This is a genomic window from Herbiconiux sp. 320_LB (assembly GCF_059691755.1).
Map to the genome: position 1 here is coordinate 273,010 of NZ_JCAWAD010000002.1, position 23,307 is coordinate 296,316.

Here is a 23,307-nt window from a genome sequence, read left to right on the forward strand (position 1 = left end):
TCCACGCTCGGCGAGGGCGTCGACCGGCTTCTGGACACCAGACGAACTGGCCCCCGTCCGAGGGTGAACGATCTCGGACGGAGGTTAACGGACAGGTGTCTACCGCACGCCGGACTCGATCGCCTCGACGGCCCGCGGGTCGGCCCCGTCGAGGAACTCGGTCAGTCGCTCGACCTCACCGGTCTCGCCGATGGCCTCGGCTGCGCGGCGCAGCATGTAGAGCGACAGCAGCACGCCGCGGTTCGGCTCGTGCGACCACGGCACGGGCCCCTGGCCCTTCCAGCCGGCGCGTCGCAGCGCGTCGAGGCCGCGGTGGTAGCCGACGCGGGCGTAGGCGTACGACTGCACGGGCTCGCCGCGGTACCAGGCGCGATCGGCCAGGGTGGCCCAGGCCAGCGACGAGGTCGGGAACGACTTCACCGTCTGCTCCAGCACCTCGTCGACGTCGTAGCCGATGGCGCGCGACAGCGAGTCGGCGACGCCGGGCTCTTCGGGCAGAAGGGTCTCGGGCAGGCCGAGGAGGTTCGCGTTGCTCATGCTCCGATCTTAAACGGGAAACGCCCCCCGCCGATCGGCGGGGGGCGTTCTCGAATTCGAGCTGGAAATGCTGCGCCTGAGCGTCAGGCCAGCACCTTCTGAATCGAGCCCAATGAACTGTGCACCTTCATATCGACTCCCTTCGTTGTTCCGTGAACACATTCTGAACCTCCCCGTCGTGAAACGCCAGTGGCTCACAGGATTCAGCGCGCGTTGTCGTCCCCGGTGTCGACGGCCGCCGCGCGTCCGTTCTCGCCGAACGGCAGCCCCGCACTCCCCTGCACGTCCGGCGCGTCCTCACCGTGCGCCCGGGTGTAGGCGCGATGGGCGGCGCGTTCGTCGTCCATCCGCTGCGACAGACCCGCGTACGCGGTGCTGAGGCGCGGCACCCGCCGGATGACGTCCATCACCAGGCGGAACCGGTCGAGGTCGTTCAGCATCAGCATGTCGAAGGGCGTGGTGGTCGTGCCCATCTCCTTGAAGCCCCGCACGTGGATGTTGCTGTGGTTGCGACGCCGATAGGTGAGCCGGTGGATCAGCGACGGGTAGCCGTGGAACGCGAACACGACCGGCTTGTCGCTCGTGAACACCGCGTCGAAGGCGTCGCCGTCCAGACCGTGCGGATGCTCGGCGCTGTCCTGCAGGCGCATCAGGTCGACGACGTTGACGAACCGCACCGCGAGATCCGGGATCTCGGTGCGCAGGATCTGCACCGCCGCCATGGCCTCCACGGTCGGGATGTCGCCGGCCGAGGCCACGACGACCTCGGGCTCCTCGCCCTCCCGCTCGGTGCCGGCCCACTCCCACACGCTCAGCCCGCGGGCCCCGTGCGTGCGGGCCTCCTCGAGCGAGAGCAGGGTCGCGGTCGGCTGCTTGCCGGCGACGATCACGTTGACGTGGTCGCGCGTGGCCAGGCAGTGCTCGGCGGTGACCAGGAGGGTGTTCGCGTCCGGCGGGAGGTAGACCCGCACGACGCTGGCCTTCTTGTTGACGACGTGGTCGAGGAACCCCGGGTCCTGGTGCGAGAACCCGTTGTGGTCCTGCCGCCAGACGTGGGAGGAGAGCAGATAGGTGAATGAGGAGATCGGCCGCCGCCAGTCGACCTCCGCGGCCGACTCGAGCCACTTCGCGAACTGGTTGAACATCGAGTCGACGATGTGGATGAAGGCCTCGTACGAGGTGAAGAGTCCGTGACGGCCGGTGAGCAGGTAGCCCTCGAGCAAGCCCTGCGCCAGGTTCTCGCTGAGGATCTCGATCACCCGGCCGTCGTGCGACAGGTGCTCGTCGGTCTCGAGCACCTCGCCCTGCCACTCCTTGGCGGTCACCTCGTAGACGTCGTCGAGGCGGTTCGACGCCACCTCGTCCGGCCCGAAGATCCGGAAGCTGTCGGGGTTCACCCGGATCAGGTCGCGCAGCCACCGGCCCAGGATGCGGGTCGGCTCGACGACCGTGCCCCTCCCGCCGGAGACGTCGACGGCCTGCGCCTCCAGGGGCGGCAGGGTGAGGGCCCGGCGGAGCAGTCCGCCGTTGCCGTTCGGGTTGTCGCTCATCCGCAGTTCGCCCTCGGGTCGGTCGCCGTCCAGCAGCGCCACCGGCCGGCCCTGGGAGTCGAAGAGCTCCTCGGGACGGTAGCCCGTCATCCACTCCTCGAGCTGGGCGAGGTGCTCGGGGTTGTCGCGCACCGTCGACAGCGGCACCTGGTGCGCCCGCCAGGTGTTCTCGACCGGCAGACCGTCGACGAACTTCGGGCCGGTCCAGCCTTTCGGCGTCTTCAGGATGATCATCGGCCATGCGGGTCGTTCGGTGCGGCCCTCGTTGCGGGCCGCATCCTGGATGGCGGTGATCTCGTCGACGGCCTCGGCGAGCGCCGTCGCGAACCGCTCGTGCACCAGCGCCGGGTCCTCCCCGTCGAAGCCGCCCGAGACGATCCGGGGTGCGTAACCGTAGCCGACGAACAGCGCCTCGAGCTCGCGCTCCGGGATGCGGGCCAGCACCGTGGGGTTGGCGATCTTGTAGCCGTTGAGGTTGAGGATCGGCAGCACCGCGCCGTCCGTCGCCGGGCTGATGAACTTGTTGAGGTGCCAGCTGGTCGCGAGCGTGGCGGTCTCGGCCTCGCCGTCGCCGACGACGCAGGCCGTGATCAGCGACGGGTTGTCGAGGATGGCGCCGTAGGCGTGCACCAGCGAGTAGCCGAGCTCGCCGCCCTCGTTGATCGAGCCCGGGGTCTCGGGCGCCGCGTGCGACGGGATGCCGCCGGGGAACGAGAACTGACGGAAGAGCTTGCGCATCCCCTCGCCGTTGCGGGTGATCTGGGGGAACAGCTCGGAGTACGTGCCGTCGAGCCAGGCGTTCGCCACGACGCCGGGGCCGCCGTGGCCGGGGCCGGCGATGTAGAGCACGTTGCAGGAGCGTTCGACGATGATCTTGTTCAGGTGCGCCCAGATGAAGTTGAGCGCGGGCGTGGTGCCCCAGTGCCCGAGCAGACGCGGTTTGATGTCGGAGGTGCGGAGGGGCCGCTTGAGCAGCGGGTTGTCGAGCAGGTAGATCTGCCCGACCGAGAGGTAGTTGGCTGCGCGCCACCAGGCGTCGACGACAGTGAGTGGGACCGTTCCCGTGGAGGTCATGACTTCAGCCTAGGCGGGAGTACCGTGAAAGAGACAGGGCCTTTCGGCCCGGAACAGGAGCGCCAGGGATGCCTTTCGTCACGACGGATGACGGGGTGCGGCTGCACTATCTGGAGCACGGCGACCCCCAGGGCGACGTGGTGGTGCTGATCGGCGGGTTCAAGGCGCCGGCGGCGAGCTGGAGTGCGCAGCAGGCCTCGCTCGCCGAGGCGGGCTACCGGGTGCTCTCGCTCGACCGGCGCGGTCACGGCGCATCCGACCAGCCTCCGGGCGGCGACACGATGCAGCGGCACGGCGACGACCTCGCGGCGTTCCTGATCGAGCTCGCGCTCTCCGACGTGGTGCTCGTCGGGGCCTCGATGGGCGGCGACACGATCTGGGCCTACCTCGACTCGCACGACGACGACACGGTGCGGGGCATCGTCATCGTCGACCAGACCCCGCGGATGCTGAACGACGAGGACTGGTCGTACGGCTTCTACGGCTACGACGAGTCGAACCGGGACACCTACTTCGCCCACGGCATCCCGGATCCCGAGCGGGTGACCCTGCTCTCCAAGGGCCCGGTGCGGATCGCCCGGCTGGTCAAGGCGCTTGGCCGAGGCGAGGGCAAGCACCTCTCGGCGAGCGAGCAGTCCCTGCTCCAGGACTACGCCGTCTCCGACTGGCGGCCGGTGATCGGCCGCACCCGCACCCCGGTGCTGTTCGTCGCGGGCCGGGAGAGCGAGTACTCGCCGAGCGCGCACGCCGCCGCATCCGCCGCGCTGACGAAGAAGGGCGAGTCGGTCGTGATCGAGAAGGCCGGCCACGCCGTCAACATCGAACAGCCGGCGCTGTTCGACGAGCAGCTGCTGACCTTCCTCGCCGCACTGCACGACTGAGCGCCGCGACAGACCCGCCGCGACAGACTCTCCGCGAGACCCCCGCGCCCGCGGGATGCGCCGGTGCGGGAAACCGCGCGGAACCCGCAGCCGAATGGTGCGGGAAACATCCTGGGCCCGGTGCGGAACCCGCTGCTAGCTTGCCCCCTCAAGCACGCTCCGTGTTCTGCATCGGCGCAACACGGTCTCAGCACCATGATCCAGGGGGTCTTCCATGAACATCGTCCATGAGTCCGGACCGGTCACGCGCCGGCGACGGCTCGCCTCCGTGGCCACGGCCACCGTCTTCGCCGTGGCGGCGACGCTCGGCATCGTCGCCGGCGCCGGGCTGCCGGGTAGCACCGCGCCCGCTCACGCGGCCGGCAACACAGTCGTCTCCCTCACCTTCGACGACGGCAACGCCGACCAGCTGGCCGCCGCCGCGACCATCAACCAGAAGGGCCTGAAGGGCACCTTCTACATCATCTCCGGGGCGATCGGTCAGCCCGACTACTTCACGCAGGCGAACCTCCAGACGCTGTACGCGGCCGGCAACGAGATCGGCGGGCACACGGTGCACCACCAGGATCTGACGACCCTGGCCACCGACGACGTCAAGCGCGAGATCTGCAACGACCGGGTGAACCTCACCAACTGGGGCTTCCCGATGACCAGCTTCGCCTACCCCTACGCCTCGGTGAACGACTCGGTCGAGGCGGTCGCGGCCGAGTGCGGCTACAACAGCGCCCGCGGCCTGGGCGACCTGAAGACCCCTCCGGGAACCGGCTGCCCCGACTGCGATCTCTCCGAGAGCATCCCGCCCGCCGACCCGTACCTGACGAAGGCGGCCGACCAGGTCGACAGCACCTGGGACCTCGCCGCACTGCAGTCCCGCGTCACCCAGGCGGATGCGGTCGGCGGCTGGGTGCAGTTCACCTTCCACCACATCTGCGCGAGCACCTGCGACACCTCCCCGGCGAACGCGACGATCTCGGCCGACCTGTTCGACCAGTTCACGACCTGGCTCGCGCAGTGGCAGGCCGCGGGCAACGGCACGGTCAAGACGGTGAACGACGTCATCGGCGGCGCGGTGAAGCCCGTCGTCGCCGGTCCCCCGCTGGCTCCCGCGCCCGGCCCCGGCGAGAACGGTACGAAGAACCCGAGCCTGGAGACCCCCGGCACGGTCGTCGACATGCCGCAGTGCTGGTGGGGTTCGAGCTACGGCACGAACACCCCTGTGTTCACCACGGTCACGCCCGGCCACACCGGCGCCACGGCGGCGAAGGTGACGGTCACGAACTACGTAGACGGTGATGCGAAACTCCTCGCGCTGTTCGACGAATCGGGATGCTCGCCCAGCGTCACCCCGGGCCATACCTATTCCTTGAGAGCGTTCTACACCTCGACCGCGCCGACCCAGTTCGCGATCTACACCCGCAACACACTCGGCACCTGGACCTACTGGACCTCGAGCCCGTTCTACAACCCGGCGACCATCTACACCCAGGCGTCGTTCACCACCCCCGCCATCCCGAACGACATCACCGGGATCAGCTTCGGGCTGAACCTCACCTCGAATGGCGAGCTGGTGACCGACGACTACGGGATGTACGACAGCAATGGCGCGCCACTGCTGGCCCTCAGCCCGGTCGCCCCGACCGTGGCCGGCACCGCCCAGGTCGGCTCGGTGCTGACGGCGACGGTGGCTCCGTGGGCCCCGGACCCGGTGGCCCTCACCTACCAGTGGAACGCGAACGGCACGGCCATCCCCGGTGCGACCGCCCTGACCTACACGCCGGTGGCCGGTGACGTCGGAAAGGCGATCACCTTCACCGTCTCGGGCACGAAGGCCGGGTACGAGCCGCTCTCCACGGTCTCGGCACCCACCGCCGCGGTGACCGCCGCTGCGGCGACCGTCGTCCGGCTCGGCGGAGCCGACCGCTACGCGGTCTCCGCCGCGGTCTCGGCCAGCACCTTCGCGGCCGGTGTCCCGGTGGCCTACGTGGCCTCCGGCGAGACCTTCCCCGACGCCCTCTCCGGGTCGGCCGCGGCCGGCGTGCAGGGCGGCCCGGTGCTGCTGGTGATGAAGGACAGCATCCCGACCTCGATCGGCTCCGAGCTCGCTCGCCTGGCGCCGAAGAAGATCGTGGTGCTGGGTGGCCCGAACACCGTCTCGGATGCGGTGGTGCAGACCCTCCAGGGAACCGCGCCCACCACCCGGGTCGCCGGGGCCGACCGGTACTCCGGTTCGGCAGCCGTCTCGGCCTCGGTGTTCTCGCCGAACGTGCCCGTGGCCTACGTCGCCTCCGGCGAGGTGTTCCCGGATGCGCTGTCGGCCTCGGCCGTGGCGGGCAAGCTCGGCGGCCCGGTGCTGCTGGTCACCAAGACCGGCGTCCCGGGCAGCGTGGCCACCGAGCTGAACCGCCTGAAGCCGGCGAAGATCGTCGTGCTCGGCGGCACCAACACCGTGGCCGACTCCGTCGTCTCCGCCCTCGGAGCCGTGGCGCCGACCACGAGGGTGACCGGAGCCGACCGCTTCGCGACCTCCGCGGCCGTCTCGGCCTCGGCGTTCACCCCCGGTGTCCCCGTGGTCTACCTCGCCTCCGGAGCCGTGTTCCCCGACGCCCTGTCGGGTTCGGCCGCCGCGATCGTCACGGGAGGCCCGGTGCTGCTCGTCAACTCCGACAGCATCCCGGCGTCCGTGGCGACCGAGCTGAACCGGCTCAACCCGGCGAAGATCGTGGTGCTCGGTGGCCCCAACACCGTGTCGGACTCACTCGTCGGCACGCTGCAGGGCTACATCGGCTGATCGGCCTGCGCAGTCCCCACCGCGCACCCCGAAGCCGATGACCGGCACCACCCCAGATGGCCGATCGTGTGTTCCCCCGCACACGATCGGCCATCGTCCTTTTCCCGGGCATCCGCTGAACGTCGCCTGAAGGCGGGCCGTCGACTGTCCCCCGTTCGGCCCCTTACGCCCCGGGCCATCCACCTCTAGCTTGGGAGAGACCATCGAGCAGCAGAGGTGACCGCAGATGAGCAGCCGGCCACGCACCACGACGACGACCACGATCCTGCGCCCGCGGGCGCAGATCATCAGTCAGACCCGACTCGTCGCCGCGGCCCTGATCCTGCCGATCATGGCCGCGATGCTCTGGTTCGCCATCCCGCGCGGCACCTGGCCGCGGGTGATCATCGCCTTCGCCTTCGTGGTCGCGCTCTACGCGACCGGGGCGGCGCTGCTGCGGGCGGTGAGCATCCGGCTCGACCACGACGCGATCCTCGAGCGGGGCTTCTTCCTCCGCGAGAACCGCATCCCGGCGAAGCGCGTGGCCTCGGCGGTGATCCTGGACGTGTACCGGGGTGCGTCCTCTGAGACGAACCGGCAGCTGTTCCTGCTCGACTCCGCCGGGCTGCTGCTGCTGCGGATGCGCGGGGAGTTCTGGTCGAACGACGACATGGAGACGGTGGCGACCGCGGTCGACGTGCCGATCCGGCGCCTGCCCGATCCGATGACCGCGGCGCAGCTGCGGGCCGAGCTGCCCGACCTGCTGTACTGGTTCGAACGCTGGCCGTGGGCGGGGCGCCTCTCGGCCGCCGGCGTCGTCTCGCTGCTCGCGCTGCTGCTCATCGCGCTGATGTCCCCGGCGAGCCTCGTCGTCGCCTGATCAGCGTCGTACGAAGAGCACACCGTCCGCGTCGCGGCGGAGCTCGCGGAAGCCGACGCGCGGGTAGAAGGCCAGGGCCCCGGTGTTGCGGGGGTCGACGACGAGGTGCACGCCGCGAGCCCCGGCGGCGACCAGTCGCGCCACCACCCCCTCGACCAGCCGGCGGCCCACGCCGCGCCCCTGCGCCTCGGGAAGCAGGTCGACGTGCAGGTGCGCCGGGTACTCGTCGACCTCGGGGATGACGATGTCCTGGGCGTGCTGCCGCCGCTCCTCGGCCGGGAGCGTGCTCGGCCGCTCGCGGAACCGCGCGGCGAACCGGCGGGTGTCGGGGGCGCCGAGCGCATAGCCCACCACCCGGCCGCGGGCCTGGGCGAGCAGGGCGAAGCGCGGCTCGAGGTCGAGGTACGGCGCGGCCCACCGTTCGGTCAGCGGGTCGCGATCCCCGTCGACGAGGGTGCCGGAGGCGTCGGCGCCGGCATCCCCCGTGAGCACGCAGATGCGCAGCACCGCCTCGCGCTCCGCCGGGTCGTGCTCGTCGAAGCCGCGGAGCACGATCGGCTCCCGCCGATCAGACACGGGCGAGGAGTTCGGGCGGCGTGGTGCGCCAGGCCTCGACGAGCTCGCGCCGCACCGTCACCCCGGTGCCGGGGCCGGTCGGAACCGCGAGGCGGCCGTCGACGAGCACGAACGACTCCGTGAGATCCTCGGCGAAGTAGCGGCTGGACGCCGAGGTGTCCCCCGGCAGCGTGAAGCCGGGCAGGGCCGCGAGCGCGACGTTCGCAGCGCGACCGAGGCCGGTCTCCAGCATCCCGCCGCACCAGACCGGCACGTCGCGCTCGAGGCAGACGTCGTGGATGCGGACGGCCTCGAGGTAGCCGCCCACCCGCCCGGCCTTGATGTTGACGATCGAGGTCGCATCCCGGTCGATGGCGTCGATCGCGACCGCGGCCGACACGATGGACTCGTCCAGGCACACGGGGGTGTCGATCGCACGGGCGAGCCGCACGTGCGAGGCGATGTCCTCCTCGACGAACGGCTGCTCGATCAGCAGCAGGCCGAAGGCGTCGAGCTCGCGCAGGTGGTCGATGTCGGCGGTCGTGTAGGCGGTGTTCGCGTCGACCTGCAGCAGAGCGTCCGGCCCGATCATCGACCGCACCGCCGCGACCGGCTCGAGATCCCAGCCCGGCTTGATCTTGAGCTTGATGCGCCGGTAGCCCTCGGCGACGTACCCCGACACCTCGTCGAGCAGGTCGGGGAGGGTGGGCGCGATGCCGACCGAGACCCCGCAGTCGACCTCAGGACGGACCGCTCCGAAGTACTCGCCGAAGCTGACCCCGGCGGCGCGCGTCTGCGCATCGAGGACCGCGGATTCCAGCGCGGCCTTCGCCATCCGGTGCCCGATCACGAACGAGAGGAGGCTCGCCACGTCGACGGCCCGCACCGTGCGGGCGGCCAGGAGCGCGGGCGCGAGGTGATCGCGGATGACGTCGACGCATCCCGCCAGGTACTCGCTGGAGTACACCGGCGCCGACATGGCGACGCACTCGCCCCAGCCCTCACCCTCCTCGGCGAGCACCCGCACGAGCAGCACCTCGCGCGAGGTCTGCCGGCCGAAGCTGGTCTCGAACGGCCGCACCAGGGGCATCGCGATGCGGTGCAGCTCGATCGCCTCGATCTCGATCGGCAGCGACACCGCTCCGGCCCGGGAGCCGTCGTCGCTGCCGCGGTGCACGAGGGGCGGGATGCTCATGGTCTCAGGCGAGCCGGTCTTCGAGGCCCCAGGCCTGGCCGTAGCCGCCCTCGTCGACCGGGGCGGCCATCAGGTCGAGGTAGGGCTGCGCGTCGAAGGCCTCCGGCCCGAGCACGCCGACTCCCGACCAGACGCCCTTCGACAGCAGCTCGAGCGCGATCACCGGGTTCAGCGCCGTCTGCCAGACCACGCACTGGGCCTCGTACTCCTTCATCGTCCACTCGTTGTCGGAGACGTGATAGAGGTACACCTCGCGCGGCCGGCCGTCGACGCCGGTTCCGGTGACCCAGAGCCCCGCGCAGGTCTTGCCCGTCATGAACGGGCCGAGGGTGGCCGGGTCGGGCAGGCCGGCCGCGACCACGTCGCGCGGCGCCACCTCGACCGGGCCGTTCGCCGACCGCACCGTGACCGGCGTCGTCTTGTCGAGCCCGAGCTGGTGCAGGGTCTTCAGGATGCCGATGAACTCCTCGCCGAGCCCGTACTTGAAGGTCACCCGCTTGGCGTCGACCCACCGCGGCATCAGCAGCACCTCCTCGTGCTCGACGTTGACGCACTCGACGTCGCCGATGCCCTCGGGAAAGGTGAAGACCTCGGGCTCGGAGAACGGCGGGGTCGTGAACCACCCCGCGTCCTTCTCCCAGATCACCGGAGGGTTGAGGCACTCCTCGATCGTGGTCCAGATCGAGAACGACGGGGCGAAGATCTCGTTGCCCTCGGCGTCCCGCACCACCAGGTTCGCGCCGTCGCGGGTGCCCAGCTCGTCGATCTCGGAGAACAGGTGGTCGGCGGCGTAGCGCGCGAACACGTCCGAGAGCCCGGGCTCGACGCCCATGCCCACGAGCGCGAGCCGGCCTGCCTTCTCCCAGTCGGGAGCCTGGGCGAACTGGTCGTCGCCCAGCTTGACGCCGGTCTCGGAGTAGGGGGCGACGGGGTTCGGCTCGGAGAGGCTCATCGCCATGTCGAGGTAGTCGGCTCCGGCGGCCAGGGCCCCGGCGAAGATGGTCGGCACGAACTTGGGCTCGACCGCGTTCATCACGTGCGTGGCCCCGTGCTCCCGGGCCACCCGGGCCACGTCGTCGGGGTCGGAGGCGTCGATGCGGTCGGCTGCGAAGCGCGCCGCGACCTCGGCACCGTGCCGCTCCCGCACCCAGGCCACCGTGCGCTCGGCGCGGGTCGGGTCGTAGTCGGTCACCACGATCCGCTCGTAGAAGTCACGACGAGCTGCGATCTTGGCGATGGCGTCACCGACGCCACCGGCGCCCACGAGGAGAATTCTCATGGGTCGACGTTATCGGTTGGCCCCCCGGAGCGGAACGGATGGGTGTTGCGACTGCGCGCGGTGGTCCGGCTGGGGCCGGGTGGCCGGCGGGGCCCGAGGCTCCGGCTGCGCCCGGCGGTCCGGCTGGGGCCGGGGTCAGGAGAGACCGGGCGCGGCCGGCGCCATCAGCACGTCGAGCACCGCGACCGAGACGTTGAAGACGGCGTGCGCCGCGATCGAGGGGCCCAACCGCCGCGTCAGCAGCGCCAGGCAGCCGAGAACGAGCCCAACCACGAAGAGGGTGATCAGCCGGGACACGGCGGCGGCCGACTCCGGCACGCCGTCGACGTGGAACAGCACGAACAGGGCCGCCGAGGCCACGACGGCCACCACGCCGGCGACGACCTCGCGTCGGCCTCGGGCGCCCGGCAACCGCGGCCCCTCGCCGGAGCCGAGCACGGCGTTCTCGACCGCCCGCAGCACCAGGCCGCGGAAGTACAGCTCCTCGACGATGGGCGTGACGACGGATGCCGCCAGCACCGCGGTCAGCACGAACCAGACGGGGTCGCCTCCGATCCCGCCCGAGAAGGGAGTGGGGGGCGCACCGGCCGCGAGCCGGACGACCTCGGCGATCCCGATCGCCGCGAAGCGGAGGAGGATGCCGACGAGCAGCCCGATCGCCACGTCGAGCGGGCGGAATCGCAGCCCGAAGTCGGCGGAGAGCTTGCCGCGCCCGCGCCCCCACGAGGCGACGAGCACGACGATCAGCAGCGGGAGCCAGCCGCCGACGACCTGTTCGATGCCGTAGGCCAGGCGGGGCTGTGCGGCGAAAACCGGCAGCTCGGCCACCAGCCGAGCGGCCGAGGAGAGCAGGAGGAAGAGCACGACCCCCGCGGCGGCGTCGACGAGCCCCCAGCGCGGTGAGGTCCTGGTCGCTCCGCGCTCGTCCGTCACCCCCACACGGTATCGCGAACGGTACCGCGGGCGGGTGACGGACGGGCCGGCCGCAGGCTCACCGCCGGCTGCCTGCGAGCTGCGGATGCGCCGCCGTGAGCGGCCGGGCGGTGAACGAGACGCGGGTCACCTCTCCGGTGACCGCCTCGGTGACGACCGGCATCCCGGCCGCCGCGGCCGAGAGCCGACGCCAGTCGAGCGCGCGTTCGACACGCGGGTCGTGCCGGTCGTCGGTCGCGACCTCGACGACGACGTCGGGCGCCAGGAGCGCCCCCGCCTCGGCGAAGGCCCGGTGCGCCGAGCGTACCAGCGCCGCACCCCAGACCTCGGGGTTCGGGATCGAGGCGTGCACCAGCAGGCAGTGCAGTTCGACCGGGTGCACCGACCCGACCGGCCCCCACCAGACGCCGCGCGCCACCGGGAGGGTGGCGGCGTCGTCGACGAAGGCGAGCCAGGTCCATTCCCGGCGGTAGGTGCCGGTGGCGAAGCCACGGCCCAGCCGCATGGGATCGACCCAGCGCGACGGATCGCGGTTGTTCAGATGGAGGAGTTGCGCGTCGGACGCGCGAAGGGATGACGTGAACACGATGATGTCCTCAGGATTGGGATGAGCGTGGATGAAGACGCTTCCCCGAGGAGACCCGGGCGGCTCTGGATCAGGCCGCGAGGCGGGAGAACGGGGGAAGCATCACGAGGGAAGCCGGGGTCTTTGCCGGTTCGATCATGTGGTTCACCTCCTCGTTCTCTCGGGCGACGCTGTGTCGCGGGTTCCGACAGTATCGCCATCCGTTCGGCGGGCGCAACCCTTTTCTCGGGATCGCGCCCGCCGCGGTGGGCGGGACTCGCTCGACCGCTTCGGGTCAGTGCCCGCCGCCCGGCGCCCCGGTGCGGCGCGGGAGCGCGAACACCAGCAGGAACGCGAGCACGCTGAACCCGACGCTGACCGCCATCGCGGCCGCCGAGCTGTTGACGAAGCCGGTCGCGACGGCATCCTGACCCTGGCCCTGGATCACCAGGCTGCCGAAGAACACGCTGCCGATGACGGCGATGCCGACCGCCGACCCCACCCGCTGCATGGCGCTGATGACACCGGAGGCGGCCCCCGCCTCCGACCGGTCGACGGTGGCGACGATGAACTGGGCGTTCGGGGCGATGAACAGGCCGTTGCCGACGCCGGCGATGAACAGCGGGGCGATCAGCTCCCAGTTCGTGAGGTCGGCCGGCGCGGTGAGCATCAGCACGAGCCAGACCCAGGCCAGGCCGATCACGACGAGCCCGGTGCCGATCGTCAGCACGAGCCGGCCGAGGCGCTGCGCGAGGCGGCTGCTCTGCGACGAACCGATGATCGAGCCGATCGCGAACGGGATCGAGACGACGCCCGACTCCAGCGCGGTGTGACCGAGTCCGGCCTGCCAGAGCAGCGAGATCGTGAAGAAGATGCTGGTGAAGGCGCCGAAGTAGACCAGGGCGAGGATCGTGCCGCCCGTGAACGCGGGGTGGCTGAACAGGCGCGGGGGCACCAGGGGGCTGTTGCCGCGCTTGGAGTAGCGCACCTCCCAGGCGCCGAAGGCGACCAGGAGCAGCACGCCGGCGGCGAGGGAGAGGAAGGTCCAGAGCGGCCAGCCCTCGTCCTCGCCCTGGATCAGGGGCACGAGCAGGGCCACCAGGCCGGCGGAGATCAGGACGAGCCCGATCCAGTCGAGGCCGGCCTTGGCCGGGGCGGCGGCGGGGGCCCCTGCGGGGGCGGCTCCGGCTGCGGGGGCGGCACCGGATGCGGGGGCGGCACTGGATGCGGGGGCCGCACCGGCCGTGGCCGGTCGCTTCCCGCCGCCGAACGCCGCGGCGCTGACCGCCTCGGCCTCGCGACGACCCGGCAGCAGCACGATCGCGGCGATCAGGGTCGCGATGCCGATCGGCAGGTTCACGCCGAAGACGAGCCGCCAGCCCTGCTCGGCACCGAAGGCCTCGATGATCAGACCGCCGACGATCGGGCCGAGCGCGCTCGAGACACCGATGACCGCACCCATGATGGCGAAGGCCTTGCCGCGAGACTGCGGCGGGAACAGCAGCTGGATGAACGCGGTCACGGCCGGCACGAAGATGCCGCCCGCGAGCCCCTGCACGATTCGGGCCGCGACGAGCTGGAAGTCGTTCTGCGACAGGCCGCAGGCCAGGCTCGCGACGGTGAAGAGCGCGAGGCCCGTGAAGAAGACCCACTTGTGGCCGACCCGGTCGCCGATGCGGCCGGCCGGGATGAGCGCGAGGCCGAAGGCCAGCGCGTAGCCCGAGATGATCCAGGAGAGGGTCGACTCCGAGGCGTCGATGCTGTCGCGGATGCTCGGCAGCGCCACGTTCACGATCGTGGTGTCGAGCAGGGCGATGAACATGCCGGCGAGCAGCACGATCAGCGCCTGCCAGGCCCGCCGTGGCACCGCCGGGGCGGTGGGGGCGGAGGTTCGGGTGTCGGTCATAGTCCGTCGGCCTTTCGTGCCAGCTCGTCGTCGATGATCTCGGGGACGAGGGAGAGGAGTGTGCGGTGGGAGGCGATCTCCGAGCGGATCCGATCCGCGCGGTGATGCATGACCCAGGTCTCGGCGACGCTGAGGTGGGGTGCGGCCCGCACCGACATCGCCTCCTGTTCGGCGAGCATCCGCTCGAGTCCCAGGATGCGGAGTTCGAGCGCGGGCCCCAGACGGTCGAGCGCGTCGCGATCGAGCCGGGTCAGGGCGAGGTCGAAGGGGTCGGAGCGGAAGACGATCGAGCGCAGGCCCTCGTCGCGCTGCACGCCGAGTGCGGTGCGACCCTCCTCCGTGATGGCGTAGACCTGGCGCTCGGGGTAGTTGCCCTCGCGCTCGGTGCGCACCTCGCGGATCAGCCCGTCGTTCGCCAGCCGCTTGATCGTGCCGTAGAGGGCGCCCACCGTGACGTCGGCCCAGAGGTGGATGCGTTCCTCCTCGGCCTGCAGTCGCAGCTGGTGCCCGTGCATCTCTCCGCGCGCTTCGAGCGCGCCGAGGATGAACAGTCGCATCGGATTCACGCGACTACTCTCGCATGACTAGTCGGGCGTTGTCAAAAGGGAGTCCGGACACCTTTCGGCCCGAACGGCGTCGCCGCCTGAGGGCGACCGGTGGTCGGCCGGTGGTCTGCGGGTGCGCGGCCCATGGACAGCCGGTGCGCAGCCGGTGCGCTCAGGATTCAGAGGAGTCCTCGGCCAGACGCCGGCCGGCCTCGTGGAGCCAGCGGAGCGGATCGGCCCGGGCCGCATCCGGCTCGCCCGCCAGTGCCGCGAGCTCGACGGCCTGATCGAAGCCCGCCGGTGCGGCGCCGAACACGCCCGCGACGAGCGCGACCGAGACGCCCGGGCGTTCGCGCCGGGCCAGGTCGCGCACGAGCGACGGCACCTTGCCGGCCTCCGACTGCGCGTCGTAGCGCCCCTCCCCCGTGATCACCACGTCGGCGTCGGCGACGTGGGCGGCGAGCCCCAGTTCGTCGGCGACGGCCCGGGCACCGGATGCGGTGGTCGCGCCCCACGCGGCCAGTCCGAATCCGGTCCCTCCGGCCGCACCCGCGCCCGCCGCCTCGGGGTCGGCCCCCGTCGCATCCCGCAGCAGCTCGGCGAAGTGGGCCAGGGCGGATTCGGCCCGACGCTCGAGCCCGGTCTCGATGCCCTTCTGCGCGCCGAAGACCGCGACCGCCCCGTGCCGGCCGAGGAGGGGGTTCGTGACGTCGCCGAGCACGATGGCGCCGCCGGCGGGCGGTGGCAGGAGCGGACCGAGGTCGAGGTGGGCGATGTCGGCCAGGCCGGCGTTGCCGGGTTGCACGGGTCGGCCGTCGCGGTCGACCAGCCGTGCACCCAGGGCGCTGAGGGCGCCGGCACCGCCGTCGGTCGAGGCGCTGCCGCCGATGGCGAGGATCAGTCGGTCGACCCCGGCCTCCAGCGCGGCCCGCACCGCCTGGCCGAACCCGACCGTGTGGGCCTCTAGCGGCGCCAGTCGCGCGAGCAGGGTGATGCCGCTCGTGGACGCGAGCTCGACGACGCCGACGCCACCGACCGCATCCGGATCGGTTCGGCGACCGCCGTCGGGGCCGAGCGCGTTCGCACGCAGGTCGGTTCGACCACCGCCCTCGAGGCCGAGCCCGCCCGCACCGAGGCTGGCTCCATCACCGCCCTCGCCACCTGCAACCGCACTCTCCGCCGCACTGGTCGCGGCGGGCAGCAGCAGCCAGTGCGCCTCCACCCGGCGGTCGTCCGGCCCCGACACCGCCACGGGCATCCGGCGCGCATCCGGCCGGGCCCGCTCGAACGCCTCGAGCGTGCCCTCGCCGCCGTCGGCCATCGGGATGCACCGCACGTCGTCGCCCGGCCGCACCGACCGCCAGCCCGCGGCGATGCTCTCGGCCGCCTCCGCGGCTCGGGCCGTGCCTTTGAAGGAGTCCGGGGCGATGACGACGGTGCGATCCACCCGCTCATCCCCTCACGCCCGCGCCGGCCTGTCAACGCCTCGCCCTTCCGTCGCCCTGCCCCACCCCACCCCACCCCCACCCCGAGCGGCCCGCAGCCGGTGCGTCGGCTTCCGCGGCCCGCGTCCACGCGGAACACTGGTGGCATGGCCGACTCCGATCACGCCCCCGCCCGCATCCACCTCACCTTCGACCTGCCGCCGAAGGCCGCCTCCGCCCTCGCCGCGGCCGGCCACCCCACGTCGAGCACCGCCGACGTCGAGGGTTCCAAGGAGGAGCGGAGGCGCGCCCTGGTCGAGGCCGCCCCCGGCGCCACCGCGATCCTGGCCACGGTCTCCGACCTGGTCGACGCCGAGGTGATGGATGCGGCCGGCCCCGGCCTCCGCGTGATCGCCAACTACGGCGTCGGCTACGACAACATCGACGTTCCGGCGGCGCGCGACCGCGGCATCGTCGTGACCAACACCCCCGGCGTGCTCGACGAGGCCACCGCCGATCTCGCCTTCGCACTGCTGCTCGCCGGAGCCCGCCGCGTGGTCGAGGCCGACCGTTTCGTGCGCTCGGGCGCCGAGTGGAGCTGGGAGCCCGACTTCTTCGTCGGCCTCGACGTGAGCGCCGGCGCCACCCTGGGCATCGTCGGCCTCGGTCGCATCGGCTTCGCGGTGGCGCGCCGCGCGGCCGCGTTCGGGATGCGCATCGTCGCCACAGGATCCCGCGCCTGGACCCCCGAGGCGGCCGCCCTGGGAGTGACGCCCGTCGACCTGCCCGAGCTCCTCGCCACGAGCGACGTCGTGACCCTGCACTGCCCGCTCACCCCGGAGACCCACCACCTGATCGGCGCGCCGGAGCTCGCGGCGATGAAGTCGAGCGCCCTCCTGGTCAACACAGCGCGGGGCGCGGTCGTCGACGAGCAGGCGCTCCTGGCGGCCCTGCTCGACGGCACGATCGGCGGCGCCGCCCTCGACGTCTACGAGCACGAGCCGCGCGTCACGGCCGGTCTCCTCGACCTCCCCAACGTCATCACCGCGCCGCACATCGGCAGCGCCGGCATCGCGACCCGCGAACGGATGGGGGCGGTGGCCGTGGAGAACGCCCTGGCGATCCTCCGCGGCGACACCGCCCCCAACCCGGTCTGACCGACCGGGGCCGGTCACCCGCCGACCGGGATCAGAAGTCCCAGTCCTCGTCCTCCGTGTTCACGGCCTTGCCGATGACGTACGACGAACCCGACCCCGAGAAGAAATCGTGGTTCTCGTCGGCGTTCGGCGAGAGGGCCGAGAGGATGGCGGGGTTCACATCCGTCACCGACTTGGGAAACATCGGCTCGTAGCCGAGGTTCATCAGCGCCTTGTTCGCGTTGTAGTGGAGGAACTTCTTCACGTCCTCCGTCAGCCCGACCTCGTCGTACAGGTCTTGCGTGTACTGCGCCTCGTTGTCGTAGAGGTCGTAGAGCAGCGAGAACGTGTAGTCCTTGATCTCGTCGCGCTTGGCCTGGTCGACCGTCTCCAGCCCGCGCTGGAACTTGTAGCCGATGTAGTAGCCGTGCACGGCCTCGTCACGGATGATGAGGCGGATGAGGTCGGCCGTGTTCGTGAGCTTCGCCCGCGACGACCAGTACATCGGCAGATAGAACCCCGAGTAGAACAGGAAGCTCTCGAGCAGCGTCGAGGCCACCTTCCGCTTCAGCGGGTCGTCGCCATGGTAGTAGTCGAGGACGATCGACGCCTTCTTCTGCAGGTTCGGGTTCTCGACCGACCAACGGAACGCCTCGTCGATGTCCTTCGTGTTCGACAGGGTCGAGAAGATCGACGAGTACGACTTCGCGTGCACCGACTCCATGAACGCGATGTTCGTGTAGACGGCCTCCTCGTGCGGCGTGACCGCGTCGGGGATGAGCGAGACCGCCCCCACCGTGCCCTGGATCGTGTCGAGCAGGGTCAGCCCGGTGAACACCCGCATGGTGAGCTGCTGCTCGGCGGGGGTCAGGGTGGCCCAGGACTGCACGTCGTTGGACAGCGGCACCTTCTCGGGCAGCCAGAAGTTGTTGACGAGGCGGTTCCAGACCTCGACGTCCTTCTCGTCCTGGATGCGGTTCCAGTTGATGGCCTGCACCTTGTTGAGGAGCTTCAGCGGCTCGGAAGGAGGGGGAGTCATCGTTTCATTCTCGATTCGGAATATGTGACGCAGGAGTGGGGGCGGCAGCCGCTAGAGCATGCAGCTGACGCAGCCGTCGACCTCGGTGCCCTCGAGCGCCAGCTGACGGAGACGAATGTAGTAGATCGTCTTGATGCCCTTGCGCCAGGCGTAGATCTGAGCCTTGTTGATGTCGCGCGTGGTCGCGGTGTCCTTGAAGAACAGCGTGAGCGACAGGCCCTGGTCGACGTGCTGCGTCGCCGCGGCGTAGGTGTCGATGATCTTCTCGGCGCCGATCTCGTAGGCGTCGTCGTAGTACTCGAGGTTGTCGTTCGTCAGGAACGGGGCCGGGTAGTAGACCCGCCCGATCTTGCCTTCCTTGCGGATCTCGATCTTCGAGGCCACCGGGTGGATCGACGAGGTCGAGTTGTTGATGTACGAGATCGACCCGGTCGGCGGAACCGCCTGCAGGTTCTGGTTGTAGATGCCGTGCTCCTGGATGGAGGCCTTCAGCTCCAACCAGTCCTCCTGCGTCGGGATGTGGATCTCCGACGAGGCGAACAGCTCCGCGACGCGCTCCGTCGCCGGCACCCAGGCCTGCTCGGTGTACTTGTCGAAGAACTCGCCCGAGGCGTACGTCGAGTCCTCGAAGCCGTCGAACCGCTCGTCGCGCTCGATCGCGATGGCGTTCGAGGCGCGCAGCGCGTGGAACAGCACGGTGTAGAAGTAGATGTTCGTGAAGTCGACACCCTCCTCCGAGCCGTAGAAGACGCGCTCACGGGCGAGGTAGCCGTGCAGGTTCATCTGGCCGAGGCCGATGGCGTGCGACTTGTCGTTGCCGTCTTCGATCGAGCGCACCGAGGTGATGTGCGACTGGTTCGACACCGAGGTGAGGCCGCGGATCGCGGTCTCGACGGTCTTGCCGAAGTCGGGCGAATCCATCGTCAGCGCGATGTTCAGCGAGCCGAGGTTGCACGAGATGTCCTTGCCGATCTCGGCGTAGGAGAGGTCTTCGTTGTAGGTCGTCGGGGTGTTGACCTGGAGGATCTCCGAGCAGAGGTTCGACATGTTGATGCGGCCCTTGATCGGGTTCGCCTTGTTGACGGTGTCTTCGTACATGATGTACGGGTAGCCGGACTCGAACTGGATCTCGGCCAGGGTCTGGAAGAACTCGCGCGCCTTGATCTTGGTCTTGCGGATGCGCGGGTCGTCGACCATCTCGCGGTACTTCTCGGTCACCGAGATGTCGCCGAAGGGCAGGCCGTAGACCTTCTCGACGTCGTACGGCGAGAAGAGGTACATGTCCTCGTCGTTCTTCGCGAGCTCGAACGTGATGTCGGGCACCACGACGCCGAGCGACAGCGTCTTGATGCGGATCTTCTCGTCGGCGTTCTCGCGCTTGGTGTCGAGGAACTTCATGATGTCGGGGTGGTGGGCCGAGAGGTACACCGCGCCCGCACCCTGACGCGCACCGAGCTGGTTGGCGTAGCTGAAGGAGTCTTCGAGCAGCTTCATCACGGGGATGATGCCGGAGGACTGGTTCTCGATCTGCTTGATCGGGGCGCCGGCCTCACGGATGTTCGACAGCAGCAGGGCCACGCCGCCGCCGCGCTTGGACAGCTGCAGGGCGGAGTTGATGCCGCGGGCGATCGACTCCATGTTGTCTTCGATCCGGAGGAGGAAGCAGGAGACGAGCTCGCCGCGCTGCGCCTTGCCGGTGTTGAGGAAGGTGGGGGTGGCCGGCTGGAAGCGGCCGCCGATGATCTCCTCGACGAGGTTGGTGGCCAGCTTCTCGTCGCCCTGGGCGAGGCCGAGGGCGGTCATGACCACACGGTCCTCGAAGCGCTCGAGGTACCGCTTGCCGTCGAAGGTCTTGAGCGTGTAGCTCGTGTAGTACTTGAAGGCGCCGAGGAAGGTGTCGAAGCGGAACTTCTTCGAGTACGCGAGGTCGTTGAGCTGCTGGATGAACTCGAACGAGTACTGGTCGAGCACCGCCTTCTCGTAGTACTCCTTCTCGACCAGGTAGTCCAGGCGCTCCTGCAGGTTGTGGAAGAAGACCGTGTTCTGGTTGACGTGCTGCAGGAAGTACTGCTTAGCCGCCTCTTTGTCCTTGTCGAACTGGATCAGCCCGTTCTCGTCGTAGAGGTTGAGCATCGCGTTGAGCGAGTGGTAGTCGAGTGCAGGCGCCACCTGGGGGGCGTCGATCAGAGTTGCTTCCACAGTCTGTCCAATCCGTTCTGGACGGCCTCGCGGTCATCCGGGGTTCCGAATACTTCGAATCGATGAAGGAGCGGGACCGTGCACTTGCGCGCGACGATGTCGCCCGCAAGGCAGTAGGCCTCGCCGAAGTTGGTGTTGCCGGCAGCGATGACGCCCCGGATGAGTGAACGGTTGTGCTCGTCGTTCAGGAAGTGGATGACCTGCTTGGGTACCGCCCCGCCCATCCCCCCACCGCCGTAGGTGGGGAGGACGAGCACGTAGGGCCGGGTGGCCTTCAGCTTCTCTTCACGAGCGTAGATCGGGATGCGGGACGCAGGACGCCCCAGACCTTCGACGAAGCGATGGGTGTTGCCCGACACGCTCGAGAAGTAGACGATCTCGGCGGCTTCGGGCACGGCCTAGCTCGCCGCGAGACGCGCGAGCTCTTCGATCTTGTCGGGGCGGAAGCCGGACCAGTGGTCGCCCTCCGAGGTCATGACGACCGGAGCCTGGAGGTAGCCCAGCTCCTTGACCGTCTCGAGCGCCTTCTCATCGACCGAGAGGTCGAAGATCTCGAACTCGAGACCCTTGTTCTCGAGGGCGCGATAGGTAGCGGTGCACTGGACGCAGGAGGGCTTCGTGTAGACCGTGATTGCCATGGACAAGCACCTTTCTCGCGGGACGAACGACTGTGATGAAATCTGGAGATTCCGGGCCTTCCGCACTGTTTCAGTGGGCCTCGAGCTCCGGGAGTTCAATACTACATATAGTTGGCGGTCAAGGCGAGCACCCCTAGATGAAGTGTTACACCCGTGTAATTATCCACAGGGGCACCGGGCTTATGCACAGCGTTTCCGATCCCTCCATCCACAGGATGAAGGCCGGAAATCCGCCGAAATCGACTCGCCTGTGGAGAGCCGTGTACCTCAGGTCTGAGGATAACTTCGGCCACCGACATCAGCCGTGTCGGGCGTGTCGCACCCGTCGCACCCACGACACCACGAGCGCCACGGCGGCCAGCGCCGCCGGCACCGCGAGATGGGCCCCCGCGAGCACCACCAGCCCCGCCACGAGCACGACCGAGATCGCCGCCAACCACCAGCCGACCCCGAAGCGCGGCAGGAGCCGGAGCGCCGCCACCACCCCCAGCGCGTACACCGCGACCATGCTCGAGGTGTGGATGAGGATGAACGGGGTGAGCATCCCCCCGGTCAGCACCATCGCCGTGTAGTACGCCGCCACGAGCGCGGCGACCAGCCCGAGAGCCCGCCTCGGCACGCCCCCCTCTTCGGCACCCCGTCCGAAGTAGCGTGGCAGGTCGCGGTCGCGCCCGAGCGCGGCGCCCAGCTTCGCGAAGGCGGCGAGGTAGGCGTTCAGCACGCCGAGTGCCACGATGCCGGCGACGGAGGCGACCGCGATCCGGCCCCAGGCGGGGGCCGTGCGTTCGACGAGGTCCAGGAGCGGCACGGCCGAGTCGCCCGCCCGGTCGCCCAGCACCGTGACCGTGACGAGCTGGAGCCCGAGGTAGCAGGCGCCGACCACGACGATCGCGATCGCGGTGGCGAGCGGGATGGTCCGCCGCGGTCGGCGGAACTCCCCCGCGATGTGGGTCACCGCCTCCCAGCCCGCGAAGGCCCAGACGAACAGGCTCACCGCGGTGCCCACGCCCGCCCAGCCGTGCGGCAGGAACGGTTCGAGGTTCGACGCCTCCCCGGCGGGCGCGGCCACGACGACGACCCCGACCACGACCGCGACCAGGAGGCCGGACAGCACCAGCTGCGCTCGCCCCGAGAAGCGCAGGCCCGCGAGGTTGGAGAGAAAGGGCGGCACCAGCAGCACCGGCGCGACGACGAAGGCGATCCAGCCGGGCGCGCCGAGCACCGCCACCAGGTACTCGGCGCCGAGCAGCGCGACGACCGGAGTGCCGACGCACACCCCGAAGAAGAACCAGTAGCTGGCCATCCGCGCGGCCGTCGGCCCGAGTGCCAGCCGCACGAAGGTCGCGACCCCGCCGGCATCCGGATGCCGCGAGGCGAGTGCGGCGAAGGTGCCGGCCAGGGGCACGGACAGCACGATCAGGGCGAGCACGGCGAGGATCGATCCCGGCCCGGCCGCGGCGGCGGCGAGCGCCGGCAGCACCAGGATGCCCGTGCCGAGTACCGCGGCGACGTACAGCGCCGACCCCTGGGCCAGTCCGACACTGGGGCGGCGCGCGTCGGCAAGGGGGGAGGCGGTCGTCGCAGAACTCATGCGCCCAGTCTGATCATCCGGAACCCGCGCCGGAATGGCGCCGATGCCAGACTCCATCGACATCCTGCCAGCGGGCCGGGGTGGGTCGGGGGGGTCTGCCGCCTCAGTCGGGGCCGGGCGAGTCGTGGTGGCCCAGCCAGGCGGTGAGGATGCGCTCCAGCGTCATGCGGTCGGCGACCGACAGCTCCTCCACCAGGCGGCGCTCGTTGGCCATGTGGTCGGTGAACGCGGCGTCGATCCGCTCGAGACCCTCCGGCGTCAGTGCGACGACCCGCCGTCGACCGTCCCCGCCGGCCAGCCGCCGGGTGACCAGGCCCGCCGCGACGAGTCGGTCCAGGCGCTTGGTCATCGCCCCGGTGGTCACCATCGTGTGCTCGGCGAGCTCGCTGGGCGCCCGCTCGAACGGAGGGCCCGCCCGTCGCAGCGTCGCCAGCACGTCGAACTCGCCCTCGCCCAGACCGTGCCGGGAGTAGACGGTTGCGAGCTCCCCGGTCAGAGCGTTCGCGAGCCGGTGCAGGCGACCGATGACCCCTTGCGGGCTGACGTCGAGGTCGGGGCGGGCTGCGGCCCACTCGGCCTGGATGCGCGCCACCCGGTCGTCGATTCCGCTCAT

The 23,307-nt window shown here is 70.3% G+C and carries 20 protein-coding genes; 4 read left to right on the plus strand and 16 right to left on the minus strand.

The genetic code is table 11. The annotated features are described in order from the left end of the window. Nucleotides 1-99: 99 nt before the first annotated feature. Both AC59HU_RS05375 and AC59HU_RS05380 read right to left on the minus strand, forming a co-directional pair. Nucleotides 100-537, minus strand: coding sequence for a DUF3151 domain-containing protein (locus AC59HU_RS05375; RefSeq protein ID WP_497222329.1), 438 nt, complete (start codon nucleotides 535-537; stop codon nucleotides 100-102). A gap of 203 nt (nucleotides 538-740) precedes the next feature. Further along, nucleotides 741-3,161 (minus strand): phosphoketolase family protein, encoded by a 2,421-nt coding sequence (locus AC59HU_RS05380; RefSeq protein WP_497222330.1) that lies wholly within the window; start codon nucleotides 3,159-3,161, stop codon nucleotides 741-743. Between the two features lie 68 nt (nucleotides 3,162-3,229). On the opposite strand from AC59HU_RS05380, the gene AC59HU_RS05385 reads away from it, so the two are divergent. The 3 genes from AC59HU_RS05385 (at nucleotide 3,230) to AC59HU_RS05395 (ending at nucleotide 7,689) form a co-directional block, all read left to right on the plus strand. Continuing rightward, complete coding sequence (locus AC59HU_RS05385) at nucleotides 3,230-4,042, plus strand: alpha/beta fold hydrolase (RefSeq protein ID WP_497222331.1); 813 nt, start codon at nucleotides 3,230-3,232, stop codon at nucleotides 4,040-4,042. A 214-nt stretch (nucleotides 4,043-4,256) separates the two neighbouring features. Then, a complete protein-coding gene (locus AC59HU_RS05390) occupies nucleotides 4,257-6,830 on the plus strand; it encodes a cell wall-binding repeat-containing protein (protein ID WP_497222332.1) in 2,574 nt (857 codons plus the stop codon). Nucleotides 6,831-7,056: 226 nt separating this feature from the next. Next, on the plus strand, nucleotides 7,057-7,689 hold the full coding sequence (locus tag AC59HU_RS05395; RefSeq protein WP_497222333.1) for a hypothetical protein: 633 nt from the start codon (nucleotides 7,057-7,059) through the stop codon (nucleotides 7,687-7,689). On the opposite strand, the gene AC59HU_RS05400 is transcribed toward AC59HU_RS05395, so the two are convergent. The 8 genes from AC59HU_RS05400 to AC59HU_RS05435 form a co-directional block, all read right to left on the minus strand. Next, on the minus strand, nucleotides 7,690-8,265 hold the full coding sequence (locus AC59HU_RS05400; protein ID WP_497222334.1) for a GNAT family N-acetyltransferase: 576 nt from the start codon (nucleotides 8,263-8,265) through the stop codon (nucleotides 7,690-7,692). Then, on the minus strand, nucleotides 8,258-9,334 hold the full coding sequence (gene menC, locus AC59HU_RS05405) for an o-succinylbenzoate synthase (RefSeq protein WP_497222850.1): 1,077 nt from the start codon (nucleotides 9,332-9,334) through the stop codon (nucleotides 8,258-8,260). Before menC ends, AC59HU_RS05400 begins: the two co-directional genes overlap by 8 nt. 109 nt (nucleotides 9,335-9,443) lie before the next feature. Beyond that, a complete protein-coding gene (locus AC59HU_RS05410) occupies nucleotides 9,444-10,718 on the minus strand; it encodes a saccharopine dehydrogenase family protein (RefSeq protein ID WP_497222335.1) in 1,275 nt (424 codons plus the stop codon). 135 nt (nucleotides 10,719-10,853) lie between these two features. Continuing rightward, nucleotides 10,854-11,651, minus strand: coding sequence for a CPBP family intramembrane glutamic endopeptidase (locus tag AC59HU_RS05415; RefSeq protein ID WP_497222336.1), 798 nt, complete (start codon nucleotides 11,649-11,651; stop codon nucleotides 10,854-10,856). 58 nt (nucleotides 11,652-11,709) lie between these two features. Next, a complete protein-coding gene (locus AC59HU_RS05420; RefSeq protein ID WP_497222337.1) occupies nucleotides 11,710-12,237 on the minus strand; it encodes a hypothetical protein in 528 nt (175 codons plus the stop codon). 274 nt (nucleotides 12,238-12,511) lie between these two features. Further along, the gene (locus tag AC59HU_RS05425) at nucleotides 12,512-14,122 is read right to left on the minus strand and encodes an MFS transporter (RefSeq protein WP_497222338.1); all 1,611 of its coding nucleotides are present in this window, start codon (nucleotides 14,120-14,122) and stop codon (nucleotides 12,512-12,514) included. Next, a complete protein-coding gene (locus AC59HU_RS05430) occupies nucleotides 14,119-14,679 on the minus strand; it encodes a PadR family transcriptional regulator (protein WP_497222851.1) in 561 nt (186 codons plus the stop codon). Before AC59HU_RS05430 ends, AC59HU_RS05425 begins: the two co-directional genes overlap by 4 nt. 160 nt (nucleotides 14,680-14,839) lie before the next feature. Continuing rightward, entirely contained in the window at nucleotides 14,840-16,114 is a 1,275-nt protein-coding gene (locus tag AC59HU_RS05435; protein ID WP_497222339.1) for a glycerate kinase, read from the minus strand. Between the two features lie 144 nt (nucleotides 16,115-16,258). On the opposite strand from AC59HU_RS05435, the gene AC59HU_RS05440 reads away from it, so the two are divergent. Then, a complete protein-coding gene (locus AC59HU_RS05440) occupies nucleotides 16,259-17,248 on the plus strand; it encodes a 2-hydroxyacid dehydrogenase (protein ID WP_497222340.1) in 990 nt (329 codons plus the stop codon). 31 nt (nucleotides 17,249-17,279) lie between these two features. On the opposite strand, the gene nrdF is transcribed toward AC59HU_RS05440, so the two are convergent. The 6 genes from nrdF to AC59HU_RS05470 form a co-directional block, all read right to left on the minus strand. Further along, a complete protein-coding gene (nrdF, locus tag AC59HU_RS05445; RefSeq protein ID WP_497222341.1) occupies nucleotides 17,280-18,266 on the minus strand; it encodes a class 1b ribonucleoside-diphosphate reductase subunit beta in 987 nt (328 codons plus the stop codon). Nucleotides 18,267-18,317: 51 nt separating this feature from the next. Beyond that, complete coding sequence (gene nrdE / locus AC59HU_RS05450) at nucleotides 18,318-20,465, minus strand: class 1b ribonucleoside-diphosphate reductase subunit alpha (protein ID WP_497222342.1); 2,148 nt, start codon at nucleotides 20,463-20,465, stop codon at nucleotides 18,318-18,320. Continuing rightward, on the minus strand, nucleotides 20,450-20,860 hold the full coding sequence (gene nrdI / locus AC59HU_RS05455) for a class Ib ribonucleoside-diphosphate reductase assembly flavoprotein NrdI (protein ID WP_497222343.1): 411 nt from the start codon (nucleotides 20,858-20,860) through the stop codon (nucleotides 20,450-20,452). Before nrdI ends, nrdE begins: the two co-directional genes overlap by 16 nt. Nucleotides 20,861-20,863: 3 nt before the next feature. Then, entirely contained in the window at nucleotides 20,864-21,103 is a 240-nt protein-coding gene (nrdH, locus tag AC59HU_RS05460; protein WP_066039368.1) for a glutaredoxin-like protein NrdH, read from the minus strand. A 298-nt stretch (nucleotides 21,104-21,401) separates the two neighbouring features. Then, nucleotides 21,402-22,694, minus strand: coding sequence for an APC family permease (locus AC59HU_RS05465; protein ID WP_497222344.1), 1,293 nt, complete (start codon nucleotides 22,692-22,694; stop codon nucleotides 21,402-21,404). Nucleotides 22,695-22,797: 103 nt separating this feature from the next. Beyond that, on the minus strand, nucleotides 22,798-23,307 hold the full coding sequence (locus AC59HU_RS05470; RefSeq protein ID WP_497222345.1) for a MarR family winged helix-turn-helix transcriptional regulator: 510 nt from the start codon (nucleotides 23,305-23,307) through the stop codon (nucleotides 22,798-22,800).

Excerpts from the sequence above, each read along its gene's own strand:
- AC59HU_RS05440 (WP_497222340.1), top strand. The coding sequence starts at position 16,259 with ATGGCCGACTCCGATCACGCCCCCGCCCGCATCCACCTCACCTTCGAC.
- AC59HU_RS05430 (WP_497222851.1), bottom strand. The coding sequence starts at position 14,679 with ATGCGACTGTTCATCCTCGGCGCGCTCGAAGCGCGCGGAGAGATGCAC.
- AC59HU_RS05380 (WP_497222330.1), bottom strand. The coding sequence starts at position 3,161 with ATGACCTCCACGGGAACGGTCCCACTCACTGTCGTCGACGCCTGGTGG.
- AC59HU_RS05385 (WP_497222331.1), top strand. The coding sequence starts at position 3,230 with ATGCCTTTCGTCACGACGGATGACGGGGTGCGGCTGCACTATCTGGAG.
- menC (WP_497222850.1), bottom strand. The coding sequence starts at position 9,334 with ATGCCCCTGGTGCGGCCGTTCGAGACCAGCTTCGGCCGGCAGACCTCG.
- AC59HU_RS05470 (WP_497222345.1), bottom strand. The coding sequence starts at position 23,307 with ATGAGCGGAATCGACGACCGGGTGGCGCGCATCCAGGCCGAGTGGGCC.
- AC59HU_RS05395 (WP_497222333.1), top strand. The coding sequence starts at position 7,057 with ATGAGCAGCCGGCCACGCACCACGACGACGACCACGATCCTGCGCCCG.
- AC59HU_RS05410 (WP_497222335.1), bottom strand. The coding sequence starts at position 10,718 with ATGAGAATTCTCCTCGTGGGCGCCGGTGGCGTCGGTGACGCCATCGCC.
- AC59HU_RS05465 (WP_497222344.1), bottom strand. The coding sequence starts at position 22,694 with ATGAGTTCTGCGACGACCGCCTCCCCCCTTGCCGACGCGCGCCGCCCC.
- AC59HU_RS05375 (WP_497222329.1), bottom strand. The coding sequence starts at position 537 with ATGAGCAACGCGAACCTCCTCGGCCTGCCCGAGACCCTTCTGCCCGAA.
- AC59HU_RS05425 (WP_497222338.1), bottom strand. The coding sequence starts at position 14,122 with ATGACCGACACCCGAACCTCCGCCCCCACCGCCCCGGCGGTGCCACGG.
- AC59HU_RS05390 (WP_497222332.1), top strand. The coding sequence starts at position 4,257 with ATGAACATCGTCCATGAGTCCGGACCGGTCACGCGCCGGCGACGGCTC.
- nrdH (WP_066039368.1), bottom strand. The coding sequence starts at position 21,103 with ATGGCAATCACGGTCTACACGAAGCCCTCCTGCGTCCAGTGCACCGCT.
- nrdF (WP_497222341.1), bottom strand. The coding sequence starts at position 18,266 with ATGACTCCCCCTCCTTCCGAGCCGCTGAAGCTCCTCAACAAGGTGCAG.